Raw genomic sequence first — 20369 nt, 5'->3', positions numbered from 1 at the left:
CTCGTCATGCGGTGGGTGGCTGGCGGAGGAAGGTCAGCACCGCGGCAACGCGGCGGTGCACCGGCTCGTCCGCCAGGCCAAGCTTGCCGAAGATCGAGTTGACGTGTTTCTCGACCGTTGAGCTCGACAGGTGCAGCGCCTGTTCGATGCCGGCGTTGGTCTTGCCTTGGGCCATCTCACGCAAGACGTCGAGCTCGCGCTGGGTCAGGGCGGCGAGCACGGACTTCGTGGTGCGGGTGCGGCGTGCGACAAGGGCATCCACCACTTGGGGGTCGATGACCGAGCCGCCGCGGGCTACCTCCCGGAGCGCGCGGATCAGGTCTTCCAGGTCGCCGAGACGGTCTTTGAGCAGGTAGGCCAGCCCGCTGGTGCCGTCGCGCAGCAGTGCGAACGCGTAGCTCTCGTCGGTGTGCTGGGACAGCACGGCCACGCCGATGCCGGGGTGCTCGGCGCGGATGGCGTGGGCGGCTTCGATGCCCTCCATGTGGTGACCCGGCGGCATGCGGATATCCGTGAGGACGGCGTCGGGAGTCAGGCGGCGCACCGCGTGGCGCAGCTGCTCGGCGTCACCCACCGCGGCGAGGACGTCGATCTCGCCGGAGTCCTCGAGCAGCTTGCGCGTACCCTCGCGGACCAGGTAGTTGTCTTCGGCGATGACGACGCGCAGACGGTCGCTCATGTGGCAGTACCTCCGATGGGAATCTGGGCGCGCAGGCGCGTTCCGGCGCCGGCCCGGCCCTCGATGTGCATCGTGCCGTCGAGCGTCTCGATGCGGTCGCGCAGGTTGGTCAGGCCGTGGCCGGCGGTGGCCGTGCTGGGAAAGCCGATGCCGTCGTCGTGTACGACGATCTCCAGGTGGCCGTCGGCGACGGCCAGGGCGATGCGTACCGCCTCGGTGCCGGCGTGTTTCACGACGTTGGTCAACGCCTCGCAGACGACGAAGTAGGCGGCCGCCTCGGTGGCGGCGCCGAATCGCCGTTCACGCAGGGCCGGCTCGGCCTCTACGAGGATGTCGAGCGGGAGCCGGTCGGCGCGGGCCTCGACGGCGGCCACGAGACCACGGTCGGACAGCACGGGCGGGTGGATGCCGTGCGCCAGGTCGCGCAGGTCGCCGAGCAGATCCCGGGCGTCGGCCTGAAGCTCGTCGAGCGCTTCGGCGGCGGAGCCCTCGCCGCGGGCCAGCTGGTTGCGGACCAGCCGCAGTTTCGTGAGCAGCGCGACGACATGCTGCTGGGCGCCGTCGTGCAGATCTCGCTCGATGCGGCGGCGCTCGCTGTCCTGTGCGGCGACAATGCGGGCCCGCGATCGGGACAGCTCGTCCAGCCGCTGCGCGAGCTCGGCCGTCAGCTGTACGTTGGCGATGGCGGTGGCGGCCTGCCCGGCCAGTGTGGCTAGCAGCTGCACGTCGTCGGGGTCGTAGCCGCCATCCTTGGCGCCGCACTCGATGTGCCCGACGGTCTCGCCGTTGCGCTTCAGCGGCACGTCAAGTGCGGCGCGGCCATCCGGCTTGCCCGCGACCGCGGCGGTGCCGGGCAGCGATACCCGGACCCAGCTCGCGGCGAGCCCGCGTCGCACCGTGGCGGCCAGCTGCGGCAGCAGGTCGCGCAGGTCGAGCGTCTGTTCCAGGCCGGCGCCGAACGCGGTGAGCAGCTGGTAGCGGTTTACCCGTGGGCCGAAAACCCACCGATCCGCCAGGGCGTCCAGGCGTCGCCGCATCGGCGCGAACGCGACCGCGGCGACGATGGTCAGCGTCACGGCCAGCTCGACCGGAATCCGGTTGCCCAACGTGAGGCCCGGAGCGGCGGCCAGGGCCGCGTACACCGCGGTGATGCCGAGGGACAGGACGCCATAGACCAAAGAGCGGCGCACGACCAGGTCGATGTCGAAGAGCCGGTACCGCAGCACGGCGAACATGATGGCCACCGGAATGAACGCCAGCGCCAGAAACAACAGCACCGACCCCACACCGAACAGTGGCTGCGGCACCAGCGCGACCGCGGACAGCAGAGCGGCCAGCAGCAGCCAGCGGACCTGTTGGCGCAGCACCCTGTCTCCGCCCCGGTACCGGACCACCAGGCTTGCCAGCACCACCGCGTTGATCGCGACGTTCACGATCTTGGCTACGAGCCACAGCGTGTCGAGGTGGTCATATCCGGGCACCTCGATCCAGGCCTGGGCCAGCGAGGTCTTCAACCGCGCGCCCTCCCCGCCGAGCGCGGCGACGAAGAGCAGGCTGCCGGCCGCGACCAGCCAGACCACCGGCCGCCACCGCCGGCCGGGCAGTGTGCCGTTCGGGAACAGCAGCAACGCCAACGGTACGAACAGGGAGATCCCCCACGGCCAGGCGTACGCGTAGACGGTCGCGATGCTCCGCAGGACCACCTCCGGCCAGCCCTCGCGGGCGCCGAAGTCGAGCCAGGGCACCGCCGCTGCGGTAGCCGTCTGCACGCAACCGGCCGACAGTACCAGCCACCCCACCGGGTTGCCCGGGCGCTGCCACGCGATGAGCACTCCGCTGACCGCGAACGAAGCGCCGATGACGGCCTGCGGGAGCAGGAATCCCTGTATCGCCTCGTCGAGGTCGTAGCCGGCCACGATCGCGCCCGTCACGGCGGCGGCCGCGCACACCGCCGCCAGCCCGAACAGGCCGAAGGGGACCACCGTCCGCCGGATCCGACTCACCACCCATGGATCGTCTCCCGACGCGTTCGTACCGGTCCAGGAGGCGTTCCCCTCCCCCACCCCGGGGCTGGCCTCGGGGTCGTCTGTGTGTGCCCGCCACGTTCCGGGCGCACCCCGGTGATCCCTACCGTCGGCTCAATCACCGACTGAGCGGAGAGAAGCCATGGACGTCACCAGGCTCGGCCGAGCGGCCACGTCTACCTTGATCGCCGGCGCGCTGCTGCACGTGGCCGTGGGCGTTGTCCAGTTCATCAACCCGGTGGACCCGGAGCACCCCGGCCTGCCGTTCACGATCGCGACGACCACCTCGCACCTGCTGGTCCTCACGGGCGTGCTGGCACTCGCCACCTCGGGCGCCGCCGGCTCCGGCCGGCTGCCCAGGATCGGCCTGCCGCTCGCCGGCCTGGGCTGGACGTTGATCGCGGTGGCGGAGCTGACGGTCGGGGCCGACTTCACAGTCGCCGAGACCCTGTTCGGCATCGGTGACCCGCTTATCGGCCTGGGCATGATCCTGACCGGCATCGCCGCGGTACGCACCAACCGCTGGCACGGCTGGCGCCGCTTCGCCCCGCTGGCCTGTGGCCTGTACCCCTTCGCCATCGAACTGCCCGCCTTCGTGGTCTTCGGTATGCCGAACACACCCGCGATCACCGGCATCGGCCTGGTCTGGCTCGCCCTGGGACTCGCGCTGCGCCGTGAGGTTCCAGCGATCTCGCCGGCGAAGCCCCGCGAGGTCACGATCCGCTGACCAACCGGCGTGCCCATGCCGCGATGGGTGCGGCGAGAAGGGAGAGACATGAACTCAAGGAGCCTTACCGAGCAGGAGTGGCGACGGCTGCGCGAGGCTTTCGTCCAGTCGGCGGCGGGATTCTTCTTCGGTCCGGCCGGACCGGTCGTCGCGTGGGCGGGGCAATGCCTCTACGACCGCCTGACCTTCAACCGGTCCGGAGCGCCGGCGCGGGCGTTCGACGCCACCGGACGGGCGCTGAACCTGTCCACAGTGGGGCGTCCGTCGGCGGCACGACCCGCCACGCTCTCCCTCTACACCGGACTAACCGGCGCCGTCCGTCAGCTCGGCCTCCGCGAGGGCGATCCGGTCACTCTGGTACTCGTCGGCCAGCCTTACCTGCGGTCCGCCAGCGGCCTGGTCGTGCCGGCGCTGGTCGGCGACCAGGTCGAGCTCGCCGTTCCGCTGGGGCCGTACACGCTGACCGCGTTCGCCAGCCGCCGCGACGCGCTGTTCACCGAGCCTGACCCCTTCCGCGCCGTGGCCGCCCGGCAGGTCAACCTCGGCGCACGCCAGACCCTCGCGCTGCCCCTGACACCCCGGCAACCGGTGCCGTCCGTCCTGCCGCGCTGCACCTGCCCGCAATGCGCTCCGTCACAACGCTGGTGGCGGTGAGACTTCCTCTCGGACCCGCGCAGCCACCCATTACCGCCATGGCGCCATAAGCGGCATCGGGTGTGTCCGGCGCGGGTCGGCGCCGGACACACCCGAACTGTCAGCGAAATGCCTAGCGTTGCAGGGTCAACACACCCGGCCGCCACGGCAGCCGGTTGTAGTCGCCGCCGGCGCTGGGGTCCTTGCCTTGGTAGAGGAGCTGGAGGTTGCACGCGTCGATGGTCTTGGTCTGGTCGGGGTTGGTGCGGACCAGGTCACCGTGGCTGATGTCGTTGGTCCAGGTGGCACCGCTGTTGACCCTGCCGGCGAACGGGTTGCTCTCGCTGGCGGCCTGCGGGGTCCACGACCCGCCGAGGCTGCTGGAGGTGAACGAGCGGAAGTAGCGCTGCCCCTGGCTTCCGATCGCCTCGACGATCATCAGGTACTGGTTCTGGCCTTGGACCTTGTAGACCTCGACCCCTTCGAACAGGTTGTTCGTGGAGTCGGTCATGATCGTCGTGTAGCTCGAGCCGAAGCTGCCGGGGAAGTTCCCGATCGGCATGCTCGACCGGTAGATCTTGCCGTTGTCACCGGCGAAGAACAGGTACATGTTCTGGTCGTCGCCGATGAGGGTCTGGTCGATCACACCATACGGGGCGTCGGGAAGGCTGGCGGTGGACAGCGTCTGCGCCCCGGACCAGCCGTTGGCGTTGGTCGGGTCACTCGACGTCTTGTAGCTGAACGAGGTCGGCCCCCACTGGTAGGCCAGCACCCAGATGTTCCTCGGGGCGAAGTAGAGCAGCGTGGGCGCCACCGTGGCCTGGCTCATCCCGTTCTGGCTGGCCGAGGCCATGTCGGACCAGTTGGTGAACAGGCCGAAGTTCATCGAGCCATACGTTCCTCCGCTCGAGACGTTCGACGCGTAGACCAGGTGCCTGCCGTTGTAGACCACGTTGGTGAAGTCCTTGAGCGACAGCCAACCGTTCTGCGGGCTCGTCAACGGGCCGGTCGACGACCAGCGGTACGTCGACGGAAGCGCGCAGCCGCCCGGGGGCGATGAGGTCGGGGGCGCCGAGGACGACGGGGGCGGCGTGGTGGGGCTACTCGTGAAGTTGGTCCGCCACTGCTGGTTGGTCTGCCCGTGGCAGTCGTACAGCTGGATCTGCTGCCCGTTGGCGGTGCCCCACACGTCCAGGCACCGGCCGGACTGCACGCCGCTGATGGTGCCGTTGGAGTTGACGTTCCACTGCTGGTTTGTCCCGCCGTTGCAGTCCCAGATGATGATGGCGGTGCCGTTGGCTGTGGCGGCGCCGTTGGCGTCCAGGCACTTGCCGCCGTACACCCGCAGTTGTCTGTTCGAGGTGTAGCTCCACGTCTGGTTGGTCTGGCCGTTGCAGTCGTAGAGCTGTACGCGCGTGCCGTTGGTCTGCGTCGCGTTGGGCACGTCGATGCAGCGGTTGGACTGCACCCCGGTGATCGCGCCCGAGCCACTCGGCGGGTTGGGTGAGGCGCTCGTCGTCGGGCTCACGGACGGCGAGGTGGTGGGGCTGACGGAGTTGAGGACGTTCAGCACCGACGTGTAGGCGGCCTTCTTGTTTCCGTTGCCGTCGAACAGCAGTGGGCTTTCGCCGGACCGCCACGAGTCGCTGTCACGCACGCCCCACACCGTGATCCCGATGCAGCGCGGCACGTTCAGGCACGCCTGGGTCAGCCCCGCGTACTGCGACGTCGACGCGTTGGTGACGTCGGCCTCGGTCAGGGCCACGTCCACGCCGAGGGCCGCGAAGCTGGACAGCGTGGTCTGGAAGTTGCTCGGCAGCGAGCTGCCGCCGGTGAAGTGGGTCTGCAGGCCGACGCAGTCGATCGGCACTCCCCGGGACTTGAAGTCCTGGATCATGCGGTACACGCCCTGGGTCTTGCCGTACGACCAGTTTTCGATGTTGTAGTCGTTGTAGCAGAGCTTGACCGACGGGTCAGCGTTGCGGGCCGTGCGGAACGCCACTTCGATCCAGTCGTTGCCGGTGCCCTGCAGGTTCGACGAGCGGCGGCTGCCGTCCTCGTTGAACGCCTCGTTCACCACGTCCCAGGCGGCCAGCTTGCCCCGGTAGTGACCCATCACCCCGTTGATGTGATCGATCATGGCTTGGCGAAGCGTGGAGCCGGACAGGCTCTGCATCCACCCGGGCTGCTGTGCATGCCACGCCAGGGTGTGGCCACGCACCTTCAGCCCGCGCTGGGTGGCCCAGTTGTAGATCTGGTCACCGGAGCTGAAGTTGAACTGCCCCCGCTGGGGCTGGGTGGCGTCGGGCTTCATCTCGTTCTCGGCCGTGATCATGTTGAACTCACGTCCGGCGATCGTGGTGTACGTCGAGTTGCTGAGCCGGCCAGCCGCGATCGCCGTGCCGAAGTACCGGCCCGACTGCGCGGCCGCCGCACCCAGTGTGCTCTCCGCCGCGTCCGCCGACGGCATCATCACCGCGGCCGAGGCCGCCGTCACGACACCGACCACGCTGGCAACCACCGCTCTGACGACGAGCGATCTCTTGCGCCGGGTCCCGCCACGATGGACGGAGGGACTCGTAGCCACCTTTACCTCCTCTTCGGCCCAGCGCCCGAGCCGCCTTGGCGGGGACGACGGGATGTTCACGTTAACTCCATTTTGGGCAAACATTTTTCAGAAACATTTCGGAACTATGGTTTGCGTCTGGGCAGCGAAAAGTGGAGCCAGGCGCGGCGGTGGCTCCCAGCCGAGATCGACCTTGCGTCGACAGTGCGAGCCGCCCCAGATCCGAAAGTTTCGGAGATCCGGGGCGCCAGTGCCTCCATCGAAATCATTGCCGCCTTACTTGTTCCTATTGCGGGGACAGTCGCTTCGGCGTGCCCGCGGAAATGTTGCGCGATCAACACCGGCCGAAGGCGCCCTTCCGTCGGCGGCGGCACCAACACAGATCCGACAAACCGCCTGCGTACATCCTGCTGGCGGAGTTCGGATAGGGGTCCCCACGCGGCCCGGCGAACCGACTGGGGGAAACATAGATCACACGTCATACGTGTGTCAAGTTACGACTGTCGATGTGTGGCTCGAGGTTCTCCGTCCCACCAACCCCACCGCCGCGAAGGGCCACGGTCGCGAAACTCGCACCGACGCCGCAACCGCGCCAGCCGCCGCCCGACCGTGTCGCCGCAGTGGCCTTCCGCCCTGCATCCTTCAGCGCGGGATCAGCGCGCCGCGACCTCGGCAGCGCGCGATGCCGCCCAAGGCGACTGATCTTGGCATCCGGATCCGCTGCGATCTACGCAGTGGTGGCCGCTAGACCGGCTGCGCGCGTGGTCGCCGACAACGCGCTTAGGCGGCTGAGTAGGCCGCTGCGCTCGTCAAGGATGACGATCTCGTCCTCTCCGAGGCGGTCACGGTGGTAGGCCGGACCAGCCGGATGTCCGCGGCGATCTCGCAGACCTCGGGCACCACCGCCGAGATGTCGATGATCGGCTTGGCTGCCAATCCCACCACGCTGGTCGACCCGATGTGCTCGATGCTCAAACCCCGGCAGCACGCGCACCAACCGCTGCCGTTCAAGCTCGAACTGGCCACGCCAGTTCGGGTCGTAGGGGACAACCTCAACGACCAACCACTATGCGGCGAGGCCACAGCGCCCGCTCAACTGTCTTGCTTGGCCCCGCTCATGGCTGACATGCGGGCGGGGTCGATGTGGAGCATCCGCAACAGTGAGCCATTCTTTGCTGTATCGATGACCAGCGGCAGTGTCCGGTCGACCCAGTCGGCTCTTTCCCACAGCCCTCTGGACCGCAGGACCGCGATGATCTCTGCCTTGTCAATCTGCATCGTTTGTCCTCACCCTTGTCAGGTCGATGGCACGTGCCGTCGCGTCCGCCGCGAGCTGCGCCAAGGCGATCTCAACCCGCTCGACGCCGCCACCGGGTTTGGCACGGCCAAGGAGGGCTCCTCGATGGAACGCCGCACGAGGCGCTCAACGAGGATGGTGACGAAGGTTCGGACGCGGGCGGTGTCGAACTGGCGGTAGGCGCCGCGGACCCGACCTTCGAGGTCAAGTCCGGAGACCGCCGCACGCGGGTACCGCTGCTGAAGCCTGTCGACGATCCCCGCGATCTGCTCCTCGTAGGCAGACGTCCCGTCCGCTGCGTCCTCGCGCGGGGCTGTACCTGGCGGACCGAGCCGGGCAGGGGTCTGCGGAGGATCCTGCGCTGTTGACATGGAGTCACGGCCTTAGCTGGAAGGATTCAATCATCTCATGGCCCAGCCGCCCTCGCCGCGAGTCGAACATGAACGTACGTCTTCCGACTACTCAACGGACACAGGCCCAGCTGCGCCGCGATGCCCGGCCGACCTGCCGCTGACCGGCCCTCGAACGAGTCGAGGCCCGCTGGTACGAGAGCAGATGTGGGGGTTACGCAGCGACCGCCAGTTAGGTTGCTGAGTGCGCCGCAGTTGCCAGCCGGCGGGAAACCGCAGGGCTCGCTCGGGGCTCCCCGCAACCGGCGGGGTCGCCGGTGCTGTGTTTGGCCGAGGCGTTGCGGACCGTCGGCGGCGGGCCTGAGGCTGGTGGGCGCTCACCGGCTTCGTGGTCGGTGTCCTCGGATCCGGGATCTTCGCGTGGGGCATCGAGCGACGGCAGACCGGCGCTGGCACCCCAGTGCGATCCGCCGGTAGCCCGAAACAGCGCTCAATGTGCTGCGCCAGGAGGATGACTCGCATCGCGCTCGACGTGAGCGGTGAACGCGACCGTCGCGGACACCAGCCCTCCCCACGACGTTCGCGGAAGAGCCTGCGTTGGCCGAACTTGTCACCCAGCCGTCCGCCGACCACGAGCAGGACACCCATGGCGAGCATGTACGCCGGCCCCAACCACTTGATCAAACTCTCTCCGCCGTCGAGCTCGCTGGCGATGGTGGGAGCCGCGATGTTCGTGACCGTCGCATCGATGACGTCGAGAGCGTCGGCGAGCAGCACCAGCCCCAGGATCGCCCACATCCGGCGACTGGAGCGGTGTGCAGCGGGTGTGCTCGGCTCCGTCAAGGTAGTCATATGAGGAACGTCCTTCTCGGTTCCGTCGGGGGCGCCCTTCTGGGCGGCCTCTCACCCCCACCACGAACACCGATGACCCGATCCGACAACCCGGCACCTCCGAGTTCCTGCGCCGTTGCTCTCCACGTCGCCTCGGCGAGGGACCGAGGCGAGGCACGTGCCCGCATCACCTCGTCGATGTCGCTCACCGGAACGGCCGCACCTCGATCTTCCGATCGCAGACCTTCGACGCCTCGGAAGCGAGCTTGAGCGCCACATCCAGATCGGGGACCTCCCACACCCAGACACCGGCGAGGTACTCCTTCGTCTCCACGAAAGGCCCGTCGGTGAACACCACCCGCTCGCCCCGGTTGTCGACGACCGTGGCGGTGTCGGTATCCGCGAGTCCGCCCGCGAAGACCCAGTAGCCCTCGGCGATCAGTCGTTCGTTGAACGCGCTGATGGCAGGCCGCCGGTCCGTGCTGCCGGGATTGTTCTTGTCATCGATCACGGAAACCAGGTATTGCATCGAAGATCATCTCCTGTGGTGTCAGGACAGCGGGCGGCGTCACCCCTCCTACGAACCTCACCGCGCCGATCCGACACCTCCTCCCGGATTTCCTTGGGGAGTTTCCGGCGCCCGTCGTCGCAGACGTCCGCGGCGACTTCCGGACAGCAGCTACGACACGTCGTCGCGGCGCAGCAGCTCCCGCCCGCTGGCGTCCAGCGCGATCCAGGACGCCTTGGCCACGGGCCTGTCCACGAAACCGCCGAACACCTTCCCGATCGAGACGCCGGGCACGTCGTACAGCGTTAGCTCGACAGGATCGGCCTCCGGTGACGGCTTGTAAATCACGCGAGCCGTCTTCGGTGGTGCCACACCGCCGAGAAACAGCGCGTCCCCCACTGAGTCCACGATTCCGGACAAAGACGGCTCGGAGAACGCCGTCCCCGACGTCCCCCACGGCTGTCCTGCCGCGTCGCGCCGCTCCCAGGTCAGGCAGATGTCCGGGTCGCAGCGTTGCCAACCGAACCGGTACTCGTACGGACCCCGCCGCCCCTGCGCCAACCCTTGCACGTCCGACCTGGGGTAGATCTGGTCGCTGACCCGAAACCGCAGGCCCCAGCCGTCCCCCTTGTCGATCCGCAGCGTGCCCGCCTCGACCGCCCAGCTCGCCTGTCCACTCAGGACCTTGCCGAACGCCTGCTCGAGCCTGCCCCTCTCCCCCGAGCACGCCATTTCGGTGCCCCCGCCGGCTTCGAAGTGGGCAGTCGTGGACTCGAGGCGCGCCGCGCCGGTGAGGTGGTTACACGGCTCACCACTCCAGCCGCCGTCGCCGTCGAACCGCAACCGGGCCTCCGCCCCCGGCTGTGGCGACCAACGGCCGGACGGCTCGACGACCTCGGTCAGCTGCCACTCCACGCCGACGAGTTGATCGGCGCCGGCGGGCGCACTGTCCGCGGGTCGCTGGGCGTCCGCGGCGCAGCCGCCCACCATCAGGACCGCCGCCACGCCAAGCACCGCCGTACGCATGCCGTTACGACGCCACCACGCGCTCCCCGGTTCCGAGAAGGAGGCTGGGGACCGACCCGAAAAGTCACCGGTGTCCGGCTCGGCGTGTCGTCCCGCGGCCCAGTTATGGACTAGCCTCGTGGCCGGAAAGTGCCTCTAGTCATGGCGCTTCACCCGGCCGCGCGGCGCTCGGGTGCGAGATGGTCGTGCCCGCGGAGGAGGTACGGGTGGCAACCGAGTACGCCATCAGTACGCAGGTACACGTCGACCACGTCCGCGTCGCCCTCAGCGGCGAATTCGACCTGGCTGCCCTGGGCGACCTTCAGACGGCATTCGCACGGGTCGCCGCCGATCACCCGCGCCAAGCGGTACTGGTCGACCTGGCCAACGCCACCTTCATCGACTCCACGATCGTCGGTGCTCTGGTCGCCGCCCACCAGCACGCCAGCACCCGCGGCGTCACCGTCACCGTGGCCAATGCGCGCGGCCTGGTGGAGCGGGTCCTGGTCGTGACCGGCGTCTATCCGCTCCTGCGAAACCCTGACCTGCGCAAAACCGGGTTTGCGGCGAAAGAGCCCGCTAGTCCTCTGGCTGCTGGAGACGAACCCGCTGGATCGGATGGGCCTTGAGCACATCGATAGCCGACAACGCTACGTCGATCTGTTCGGCTGGAGCGCCCTCCTGTGCATTGTGGCGCGCGACGAAGGCACTCAAGATCTGAGCGAGGTCAGGTTCCTGCCGCCGATCACCCGGTTCCGATACCAGCTGTCCTGATGGGGCCGCGCTGTTACGTGCCTGCTGTAGCTGCTGGCGGTGGACCTGCCAGTCCATCACCAGCCGGATGATCCGTTCGAGTCCGACAAGGACTGCACCGCCGTACATCAGGGGCGCGGCACGCTCTGCGGCAACCGTCAGGAAGACCTCCCACGGACTGGCGATCGACATCTGCCTGATGCACAGGACCTCCGGCCCTGGCCAGTCGTCGTCCCCGTACTGGACCCACCGCGGGTGCGGGACGGCGGTCAGGCGTCGGGCGGTCGGCTCGTGCCACTGCTCCGGGAAAACCGGCATCGACATGACGACGCTGCGGGAGAACTCCCACAACTGCACGATCGCCTGCGTCTGCTTGGCGAGTTCGACCATGCTGGGTCGGACACCGAGGTCGATCGACAGTTCCAGCACGGGCATCGCCCGGTAGTCCGACATGCCGAGAATAGAACCACGAGACGGCCACAGGCACGCCGCCGCGTTCGCCGCGCGGACGGATCCTCTGGCCTACGTGCGTTCAGTGCGAGGCGGGGCCTGGTGGGCGGCGGCCAAGCGCAGTTGATCGTCGCAGGCTTGGCGGGTGACGGTGCGCAGTTCTGCGTCGGTGCGGCCCCAGCCCGCGCCCCATTCGTCGTCCAGGTCGTATAGCTGCCCGAGCGGAAGAGCGATGACCTCGTTGGCGTAGCCGGACCTGCGAAGGATTTCGGCCACCTTGTCGACGATCCACCGCTCGCCGGCCCTGCCCTCGACACAGAGCTGGGCGAGGTGGGTAAAGGTTTCCATCGCGGCCGCGGCCTCGGCTGCTGGTACGGCCACGCGGCACTCGGCGAGCGCGGCGGGAAGCAGGTCCCGGACCTCGCGAGGGTCGTCGCCGTGCAGCCCGGCGAGCTCGATGAGCGCTGGCCCGTCGCACCCGTCGACGAGCCAGAACGCTGCCCAGCGAGGGATCCGCTCAGCGGGCACCATGTCCAGGGTCAGCCAGGCGGCGACCAGGGTCGGTGAGGGCACCTCGCCGCCGGCATGTCCGGGCCAATCGTGCACGTGGTCATGGTGCCGGTCAGGTGGGCGGGGTGCGAGGTGTTTTGCTTCGCTACTCGGTGCGCAGCGCGTCTGGCCGGGTTGCGGCTTGTACGAAGGGTAGTGCGGCGACGTTCGCGAGTAGGCACGTGCCGAGGGCGACGGCACCGATAGCGGCGTAGGCGGCCCACGGCAGCGGGGGCACGGTGGTGGATTCGTCGGCTCCCAGTCGCAGGTAGAGCCAGGACGTCGTGGCCGTGACGGCGACTGCTACCGCGACTGTCAGCAGCAGCGGCGCCGCCGTGTGCAGTAGCACGCCGCGCCGGAGCACCGTTACCGGCGTTCCTATCGCGGTCAGCGCCGAGTTGGCCCGGTGTCGCTCGCGCACCCCGTCTGCCGTGGTCACGGCGAGCGAGAGGCCGCCGACCAACACCACGGCCAGGGCGGCCAGTACGGCACCTGTGATGTACCCATCCTGCTCGGCCCGGGCGAGCGTGACCGACTCCTCCGCGGTCATCGGCGGGTAGGCCGTTCGCGCTGCGCCGAGCCTGGTCCGGATCGCCTCCAGCGTGGCGGTCCGCCCGTCGGTCGAGACCAGCAGGGTGGGCGGGGTCCAGTCGTCGACCGCCGGCATCAGCGGTGGCGGCACGAGTACGTCGCCGTCGAAGACGAGGCCGTCACGGCGGTTGAGCAGCGCGTCGGGCAGGGTCACCGAGGTCACGTCGGCGGGCACGCCGAATACCGGCCCTGCCGTGGTCGTGACCGCCGTCCCGGCTGTGGTGAAGTCGGTTGTCAGCTTCTGGAGCCGCCCCACCGCGGCCAGCTCGGCCGGGTCGAACCAGCTGCTGTCGATGAGCTGCACCTCGTCGGGGCGGCATCCAGGCAAGGGAGCCCGGAGCACGGTCGCCAACTCGGCGCAGTCGGCTACGAGTCCGAGTACCCGTTGCTGTCCGACAGTGGGAGCGCCGTCGGCGCTGTAGCTGTCCGCGAGCCGTACGCCCGGTGGCAGCAGGTCGACGTGGCGGATGGCGGCGGTGCCGCCGATTCCGTCGACGCCCTGAAGCGCGGACCGTGCGGTGGTGAGTTCCGCGTGGGACTTGAGCGTCACCACCATCGTGTGGGGCCGCAGTGTCGCGGTGAGCCCGTCCGCGTCGGTGGCCTCCCCCGGCTTGACCAGGATGGGGAGCAGCGCGGCCGCCCAGCCGAGCAGCACCACCATCAGGGCGGTGCCGGTGAGCGCCCGCGCCGCCCCGGCGGGGTCGGCGACCAACCGCCGGCCGGCGAGCTGACTGGCGAGGCCGCGCCCGTACCGGCACAGCAGCTCACCGGCGAGCCTGGTCAACGCCGCCGCACCGATCGCCAGCCCGATCAGACACAGCGCCGCGCCGCCGAGCAGCAGCCCTCGACCATGCCAGGCGCCGGCGAGCAGCGCGCGTCGGTCCAGGTAGGCGCCGACGAGCAGCAACAGGCCCAGCGCGAGCGGCGTCAGCAGCAGCACGCTCGACGGTGCCCGGCCCGCTTGGCGGCGCACGCTCAACGGCGCGGTGACAGCCCGGCGCAGCGCCAGGAGCCCGGCGCCCGCCGCCAGCACCGGCACCCCGGCGAGGACGGCGAGCAGCGCCTCGGCCGGCGGCGCGAACTCGGCGGCGTAGAGGCCGTCTCGGATCGGCAGCAGACCGGCGACGGGTGTGCGCAGCGCATAGAACAGCACCGTCCCGAACCCCGCGCCGACGACACCGACGAGTCCTGCCTCGACCGCTGCGAACATCCGCAACTGCCGGGCACTGGCACCGACCAGGCGCATCGCGCTGAGCCGCCGCTCACGCGTCGCGGCGGAGAGCCGGGTCGCGGTGCCAATCAACACCAGCAGGGGTACCACGAGCCCGAACACGGCCAGTCCCGCGACCATTATCAGTTCGTCGACCGGCCCGGACTCGCCCCGGCTGCCCGAGCCGTCCGTGTAGGCGGCTTGGGACATCCACTGTGGACCGGGTTCGGGGCGGGCGAACCGGGGTGCCCAGTCACCGCGACTGCCCGGGGCGGCGTCGAGCTGGCCCGGCCGGGCGCCCGCGACGGCGTAGAGCTCATCGGGGCCGACCAGCCCACCCCGGTCCACGGCGCCGACGACGGCGCCGGGGATCCGCGGCGACAGCTCAGCCGCGCCTGGGCCGGCCAGCGCGCGGGCGAGGGCGGCGGAGACGAAGACCTCGCCCGGCAGCGGTGTGCGTGGCACGCCCATCGGCGGCTCGGCGCGGATCCCGTCGCCCACCTCGACGTAGAGCACCTTGATCTGCTGACCCCGCCAGTAGCCGACGGAGAGGTTGGCCCGCACGCCGGTCGTGTGCACGACGCCATCGCCGTCGAAGGCGACCCCGCGGCCGGCGGTCTTTCCGATCCGCGCGGCCATCGCCGGCATAACCGCGGCGGCCGCCAGCAGGATGGCCACGGCCACCGTGACCGCGCCGACCATCATCACCAGCCGCGCCCGGCCGTCCCGGCCGGCCCGGCTCACGTCGCGAAACGCCAGGCCGGCCGCGAACACGAGCGCCCTCACACCGGCACTCCCGCCAAGCGGCCGTCGCGCAGCTCGATCTCGCGGTCAGCGTAGGCAGCGATCCGTTCCTCGTGCGTCACCAGCACCACCGCAGCGCCCTCTTCACGCACGGCGGTCATCAGTTCGCCCATGACCAGCTCGCCGTTGAAGCTGTCGAGGGCGCCGGTCGGCTCGTCGGCGAAGACCACGGTCGGCTTGCCGACCAGCGCCCGGGCGACCGCGACCCGTTGACCCTGTCCACCGGACATCTCGCCGGGCCGCTTCGCCGCGACCTCGCCGACCCCGAGCCGGTCCAGCCACGCGCGCGCCCGCGCCTCAGCGGGGCGCCGGCGCACACCCGACAGGCGCAGCGGGAACGCGACGTTTTCCACCGCCGTCAGCTCCGGCACGAGGGAGCCGAACTGGAAGACGAAACCGAACCGCTCCCGCCGCACGCGGCTGCGGACCTCGTCGCCGGCGTCATCGATCCGCCGGCCCGCATAGACAACGGTGCCCCGGTCCGGACGCAGGACACCGGCGAGGCAGTGCAGGAGTGTCGACTTGCCGGAGCCGGAGGGACCAACGAGCGCGAGGACCTCGCCAGGCCGTACCGCGACGCTGACCCCGTCGAGCGCCCGGGTCGGCCCGAACGCCAGATGCACGTCGGTAGCGGTGAGCAGGTCAGCGCTCATCGGGCGGCCTCGCCAGCCAGGTGGTCGAGTCGGGCGGTGGTGTGGTCGAGCCAGCGCAGATCCGCCTCGAGATGGAAAAGGGTGAAGTCCCACGCGACCTTCGTGGCGAGGTCGGCCCCGGTCTTGCGGGCGGTGACCTCGCGCATCACCTGGCGGTGCGCCGCGCGTTGGTCGCCGAGAATCCGCCGGGCGTCGCGGCCGGAAAGCAGCGCGAGCATCACCTTGACGAAGACCACCGACTGCAGGAACGGTGTGACCGCCTCCGGCGTGTCCAGCCACCGCTCCAAATGGGTAACCCCGTCCGGTGTCAACGCGTAGGTGGTGCGGTCGGGCCCACCGACCCGCTCCACCGAGACGATCTCCACGTCGCCGTCGCGACGAAGCCTGCTCAGCGTGGCGTGCACCTGGGCAGCCTTGACCGGCCGCTGCCAGCCGAAGCGGGCGTCGTACTCGCGGCTGAGCTCATACCCGTGCCGTGGGCCATGCTCCAGCAGCCCAAGCAGAATCTCCGGAACCGACATAGACGAGACTAGACACCGAGTTACTAGTTCTTGTCAAGGAACGGGTCGGCGGCCTCGAGGAACACTTGTGCGTTCCTGTGGTCGCCCGTCGAGGCGGTTGGTGGACGATCGATGTCGTGCTGCCACTTCGTTCGGACGACGTCCTGGCGACCACGCGGATCGTCGTGCCGTTCGAGGGTGACGGCGAGGGCGTGGAGGACCTGTCGTGGGGCCAACTGGAGCTGTGGCAGGGCATGCGGCGGCGAAACACGTGGATGCCGGTCGGCTACGCGTTACCGGCGGAGCCCGGCACCACGGTGGCGGACGTGGTCGCGGAGCTGCGGTTCGCGATGGGCAGGTACCAGCCGATGCGCACCAGGTTGCGGTTCGACCCGGACGGGCGGACCCGGCAGGTGGTGTCCCGGCGAGGTGAGGTCACCCTGGAGGTCGTCGACGTCCGCGACGACGGCGACCCCGCCGAGGTCGCCGAGCAGGTGCGGCGGCGGTACTGGGACAGCGACTACGACTTCGTCGAGCAGTGGCCGGTGCGTGCCGCGGTCGTCCGCCACCGTGGACTGCTCACGCACCGGGTGATGGTCCTGTGCCATTTGGTGACCGACGGCTTCGGCGCGTTGGTGATGCTGCGTGAACTGTCCGAACGGGACCCGCACACCGGCCCGGGCACACCGGTGGCGATGCAGCCGGTACAGCAGGCGCGGTGGCAGCGGTCACCGGCCGGGCGGCGGCAGTGCGACGCGGCGCTGCGGTACTGGGAGCAGGCCCTCCACAGCATGCCCGCCGGGCGGTTCACCGGCGGAGGTGCGGCCGCTCAGCAACCGCGTCACTGGTCGGCGCGGTTGACCTCGCGTGCGATGTACGGAGCGTTGCTCGTGCTGGCGGCCCGCCTGAACTCGGATACCTCTCCCCTGCTGCTGGGGGTCTTCGCGACCGCCTGGGGACGGGTGACCGGCAAGGATCCGGTCGTGGCGCGGGTGGTGGTCAACAACCGGTTCCGGCCGGGGTTGGGCGAGTCGGTGAGCCAGGTCGCGCAGACCGGCCTGCTTGTGGCGGAGCTGGCGGGACTGAGCGTGGATGCGGCGTTGGATCGCGTGCGGCGGCGGGCGATCGTCGCGTACAAGCACGCCTACTACGACCCGGAACGGCTGGAAGCGTTGGTGCGGCGAGTCGGCCGCGAGCGCGGCGAAGAGCTCGACATCGGCTGCTTCTACAGCGATCGCCGCCTGATCGAGCGGGACCCGTCGGTCGACGCACCGGTTCCGGACGAACGGGAGGTGCGCGCCGCGCTGCCGGAGACCACGTTTCGCTGGGAGTCCAAGGGTGACGAGGCCAGCGAGCGGCTGTTCGTGTTCATCAACCCGGCCGACGGCGTGACCGACATCAACATCTTCGGCGACACCGCGTACGTGTCGCCGGCACAGATGGAGGCATGCCTACGCGGGATGGAGGCGGTCGCGCTCGAGGCCGCGTTCCAGCCGACCGCTGCCGCGCTGACTGCTTAGTCTGCTCTCATGGAACGTATCGAGTTCCGCACGGTCGAGCAGGAGCTCGGCGGCGACATGGTGCCCACGCTCGTGCCGTTCCTCGGTGGCGTATCCCTGCGCGACCTCGTCCGCACAGTGGAGCTGCCCTTCGCCCGCCGTGAGGGCAACCCGGACCTGGCGGGCAGCTACGCCGGCCTGGCCGGCGACGGTGTCCGCTGGCCGAGCCGGCACTTCCTCGGCGAACCGGTCCTCAGCTGGTTCGGTGACGGCGACACCGTCCTGCTCGGCTGCGTCTGCGGCGACTGGGGCTGCTGGCCGTTTACCGCGACCGTCGCGGTGGCTGACGAGGTGGTCACCTGGTCCGGCTATCGCACCGGGCATCGCGATTGGGACTACCGCGAGCTGCGGGACATCACGTTCGACCGCGGCCAGTACGAGCAGGCGCTGCGCGAAACAACCCGCTGACGACGCTGCGTTTGCGCCGGTTCGTACCATCGATGGCGACCTTTGGCCGTCGCCCTTCGTGAGGTACCCATTGTCGGACCGTGAGCAACCGGGCAGTCTCTGGCGCTCCCTGCTGACCGTGGATGTCGTTCTCCGCCTTGCGGCGGTGGTGCTGGCCGGCCTCATCGTGGTCCGCGCGTTGCTGGCCGGCGCGTCCGGCCTCTGGTCGGTCGTGCTGGTGCTGGCCGTGTCCGCGGTGCTGTGGGGGACGGTCCGGTTCTTTGAACGACTGCGTACGCTGCTGGCCCGGGCCAGGACCGGGTCCGGGCAGTGGCTGCCGCCCTCCCGCGTGCCCGCAGTGGTCAGCCGCGCCCGCTCCCGGCTCGCCGCGATGCTCGCCCTGCTGATCCTGGTGGTCCACGCCGCGATCACCGGCTACGTCGGCGTGTGGACGATCCTGGTGGCGATCGCCCTGGCCGCGATCGCCACCCTCCTCAGTCCTGACCTGCGGTTGGTGGCGTTGCTGGGCGGCACGGCCCTGGTCTTCGCGGCCGCCACCGTCTTCGTGGCCGAGGTGTTCCGCGGCAGCACCGAGGCCCGCGCGCTGGCCATCTCCATCGCCGCGGTGGTCCTTCCCGCGCTTGTCTCGGAAAAGATCGGCAAGCTCGCCAGGCAGCCGGCGCTGACCACCACCCACCACGCGATCCTGGCGATACTCACGCTGGTGCTGGGCTTCCTCGGCTGGACCCGCGCCGACTGGCTGCCCGGGGTCATGAACCGCTGCTACACGCTGCCGACCTCCACCGGGATCACCGTGCTGCGGGCGACCGCCGACGGCGAACGCTGCTATGGCCTGCTCGACACCGACGACCCGGGCGTGTTCGCCACACCCTCCTTCGGGCCGGACCCGGTGACCGTCGCACTGGAACGCGAGATCCTGGCCAACAACAGGCCGCTGCGCGACGGCGACCTCACCGTGGTGTGGCTTGGCGCCCTCTCCTGCGATCCACACCCGACCGATGCCACGCGGTGCGCGGACGGCCGGGACTACCCGTCCGAACGCGACCAGCTGCGCGCGCTGCTGTTCGCACAGACGCAGATCGAGGCGGCCGGCGACCACCGCCTGCACGTGGTCATCGCCGACGCCGCCCAGGACGTCCGGCACGCCGACGACGTCGCGCAGCTGATCATCTCGCGCCGGGAGGCGCTGGGCGAACGCCTGGTCGTCATCGGTGGCGGCGACAGCCGCGACGTCACGCAACGCGCAATCAACAGGCTGCTCGACGCCGGCATCCCGTTCATCGCCCCGAACCTGCTGGCCGACCTCGGTGCGCCGGACCGCCCGTTCGTGGACCGACCCGGATACCTGCAGCTGGCTCCCTCCAACATGGACTACGCGAGGGACACCGTCGCCCGGCTCACCCAGCGCTTCCCCGAAGGTTTCCGGCTGGACATCTACCAGCACCGTGACCCCACCGACCAGTACACGACGTCTCTGGTCAACGACCTGCTCGCCGCCGTGAAGCCGGCCGCCGGCGCGAGCGCGCGGCACGTGCCCGGCCTGGACCAGATCAACGCCTCCGCGTGCACCGCACACACCGACGGGCCGCCGACCGTGCTGTACTTCGCCGACCGGTGGACACGCTTCGCCGACTTCGTCCAGCAGATCAACCACGTCTGCGGCCACTCCAGACCACGGTTGGTCATCGCCGACGTCTCGGCCAGCCGGTTCATGGCCAACTACCAGCTGCGCGCGGCCAGCAGCGCCGACTGGCGGGTCGACTACTACGTCAGCGGTCCCGGATGCGCGGACCTGACCGAAGAGACCTTCGCGACGCTCACCACGCAGATGGACGCCTCGCGCGACGTGCTGAACCTCCGCCCCGGCGAGACCTTCGCCTGCGCGGACCGTGCCGACAGCGCCAGCGCCGGCGAGGTCCGCAACGCCTGCACCCTCGACGCCGCCGCGAAGCTGACCAGCCAACCGTGCCGCCCCAACGACCTGGGCACCTACCTGATCCCCATGTGGGACGCCGTGCTGTTGGCCGACTCGCTGCTGCCCGACCGGCCACCGGCCGGCAAGGACTACCTGACCAGCCTCGAAACGACAACGACACTCACCACCGGCGCCCAGGCCACCGTCCGCGAAGGCCGGCTGACCGAGCCCACCATCCCGGTCCGGATGTGGCACGTCGACCCACTCAACGACCCCAGCCGCCTCTGGGAGCGACCGAACCCCGAGCTCCGCCTCCCCACCGACCCGACAACCACCACGCCCCAAGAGGTACGGTGA

General features: G+C 69.8%; 19 protein-coding genes. 6 read left to right on the top strand and 13 right to left on the bottom strand.

The genetic code is table 11. From position 1 onward, the window contains the following. Positions 1 to 4: 4 nt before the first annotated feature. Together Phou_RS38475 and Phou_RS38470 are read right to left on the bottom strand one after the other, a co-directional pair. Entirely contained in the window at positions 5 to 679 is a 675-nt protein-coding gene (locus Phou_RS38475) for a response regulator transcription factor (protein ID WP_173066765.1), read from the bottom strand. Next, positions 676 to 2685 (bottom strand): sensor histidine kinase, encoded by a 2010-nt coding sequence (locus tag Phou_RS38470; protein ID WP_173066762.1) that lies wholly within the window; start codon positions 2683 to 2685, stop codon positions 676 to 678. Before Phou_RS38470 ends, Phou_RS38475 begins: the two co-directional genes overlap by 4 nt. A 160-nt stretch (positions 2686 to 2845) precedes the next feature. Here Phou_RS38470 and Phou_RS38465 point away from each other — a divergent pair, with 160 nt between their 5' ends. Then, the gene (locus Phou_RS38465; protein WP_173066759.1) at positions 2846 to 3430 is read left to right on the top strand and encodes a hypothetical protein; all 585 of its coding nucleotides are present in this window, start codon (positions 2846 to 2848) and stop codon (positions 3428 to 3430) included. A gap of 48 nt (positions 3431 to 3478) precedes the next feature. Next, entirely contained in the window at positions 3479 to 4084 is a 606-nt protein-coding gene (locus Phou_RS38460; protein WP_173066756.1) for a hypothetical protein, read from the top strand. A 112-nt stretch (positions 4085 to 4196) separates the two neighbouring features. Here the strand turns inward: Phou_RS38460 and Phou_RS38455 are convergent, their stop codons facing one another. The 6 genes from Phou_RS38455 to Phou_RS38435 all read right to left on the bottom strand — a co-directional run bounded on the left by Phou_RS38455 (position 4197) and on the right by Phou_RS38435 (position 10641). Next, on the bottom strand, positions 4197 to 6650 hold the full coding sequence (locus Phou_RS38455; RefSeq protein WP_173066753.1) for a non-reducing end alpha-L-arabinofuranosidase family hydrolase: 2454 nt from the start codon (positions 6648 to 6650) through the stop codon (positions 4197 to 4199). 759 nt (positions 6651 to 7409) lie between these two features. Continuing rightward, positions 7410 to 7571 (bottom strand): hypothetical protein, encoded by a 162-nt coding sequence (locus Phou_RS55870; RefSeq protein WP_371872262.1) that lies wholly within the window; start codon positions 7569 to 7571, stop codon positions 7410 to 7412. Between the two features lie 150 nt (positions 7572 to 7721). Continuing rightward, complete coding sequence (locus Phou_RS55865; protein WP_173066750.1) at positions 7722 to 7907, bottom strand: hypothetical protein; 186 nt, start codon at positions 7905 to 7907, stop codon at positions 7722 to 7724. An 18-nt stretch (positions 7908 to 7925) separates the two neighbouring features. Beyond that, positions 7926 to 8297 carry a three-helix bundle dimerization domain-containing protein gene (locus Phou_RS55860; RefSeq protein ID WP_371872250.1) on the bottom strand — a complete coding sequence of 124 codons (372 nt, stop codon included), beginning with the start codon at positions 8295 to 8297 and terminating at the stop codon, positions 7926 to 7928. A gap of 1015 nt (positions 8298 to 9312) precedes the next feature. After that, positions 9313 to 9636, bottom strand: a complete 324-nt coding sequence (locus tag Phou_RS38440; RefSeq protein ID WP_173066747.1) for a YciI family protein — start codon at positions 9634 to 9636, stop codon at positions 9313 to 9315. 150 nt (positions 9637 to 9786) lie between these two features. Next, on the bottom strand, positions 9787 to 10641 hold the full coding sequence (locus tag Phou_RS38435; protein ID WP_173066744.1) for an META domain-containing protein: 855 nt from the start codon (positions 10639 to 10641) through the stop codon (positions 9787 to 9789). 206 nt (positions 10642 to 10847) lie between these two features. On the opposite strand from Phou_RS38435, the gene Phou_RS38430 reads away from it, so the two are divergent. Further along, a complete protein-coding gene (locus Phou_RS38430; RefSeq protein WP_173066741.1) occupies positions 10848 to 11249 on the top strand; it encodes an STAS domain-containing protein in 402 nt (133 codons plus the stop codon). On the opposite strand, the gene Phou_RS38425 is transcribed toward Phou_RS38430, so the two are convergent. From Phou_RS38425 to Phou_RS38405, 5 genes are all read right to left on the bottom strand, one after another. Beyond that, a complete protein-coding gene (locus tag Phou_RS38425) occupies positions 11200 to 11826 on the bottom strand; it encodes a hypothetical protein (RefSeq protein WP_173066738.1) in 627 nt (208 codons plus the stop codon). The two genes, Phou_RS38430 and Phou_RS38425, sit on opposite strands and share 50 nt — an antisense overlap. A gap of 69 nt (positions 11827 to 11895) precedes the next feature. Next, positions 11896 to 12429 carry a hypothetical protein gene (locus tag Phou_RS38420; RefSeq protein WP_173066735.1) on the bottom strand — a complete coding sequence of 178 codons (534 nt, stop codon included), beginning with the start codon at positions 12427 to 12429 and terminating at the stop codon, positions 11896 to 11898. A gap of 49 nt (positions 12430 to 12478) precedes the next feature. After that, the gene (locus Phou_RS38415; RefSeq protein WP_173066732.1) at positions 12479 to 14959 is read right to left on the bottom strand and encodes an FtsX-like permease family protein; all 2481 of its coding nucleotides are present in this window, start codon (positions 14957 to 14959) and stop codon (positions 12479 to 12481) included. Then, entirely contained in the window at positions 14956 to 15630 is a 675-nt protein-coding gene (locus Phou_RS38410) for an ABC transporter ATP-binding protein (protein ID WP_173066730.1), read from the bottom strand. Before Phou_RS38410 ends, Phou_RS38415 begins: the two co-directional genes overlap by 4 nt. Beyond that, positions 15627 to 16151 (bottom strand): PadR family transcriptional regulator, encoded by a 525-nt coding sequence (locus tag Phou_RS38405; RefSeq protein ID WP_173066727.1) that lies wholly within the window; start codon positions 16149 to 16151, stop codon positions 15627 to 15629. Before Phou_RS38405 ends, Phou_RS38410 begins: the two co-directional genes overlap by 4 nt. Positions 16152 to 16267: 116 nt before the next feature. Between Phou_RS38405 and Phou_RS38400 the strand changes: the two genes are divergently transcribed. From Phou_RS38400 to Phou_RS38390, 3 genes are all read left to right on the top strand, one after another. Beyond that, entirely contained in the window at positions 16268 to 17650 is a 1383-nt protein-coding gene (locus tag Phou_RS38400; RefSeq protein WP_173066724.1) for a condensation domain-containing protein, read from the top strand. Positions 17651 to 17659: 9 nt separating this feature from the next. Next, on the top strand, positions 17660 to 18097 hold the full coding sequence (locus tag Phou_RS38395) for a hypothetical protein (protein WP_173066721.1): 438 nt from the start codon (positions 17660 to 17662) through the stop codon (positions 18095 to 18097). Positions 18098 to 18215: 118 nt separating this feature from the next. Further along, positions 18216 to 20369 (top strand): type 1 periplasmic-binding domain-containing protein, encoded by a 2154-nt coding sequence (locus Phou_RS38390; RefSeq protein WP_173066718.1) that lies wholly within the window; start codon positions 18216 to 18218, stop codon positions 20367 to 20369.

The sequence above is a fragment of the Phytohabitans houttuyneae genome (assembly GCF_011764425.1).
Classification (GTDB): Bacteria; Actinomycetota; Actinomycetes; order Mycobacteriales; family Micromonosporaceae; genus Phytohabitans; species Phytohabitans houttuyneae.
The sequence above is the reverse complement of the archived record's forward strand: the minus strand, read 5'-3'. Positions and strand labels throughout refer to the sequence as shown.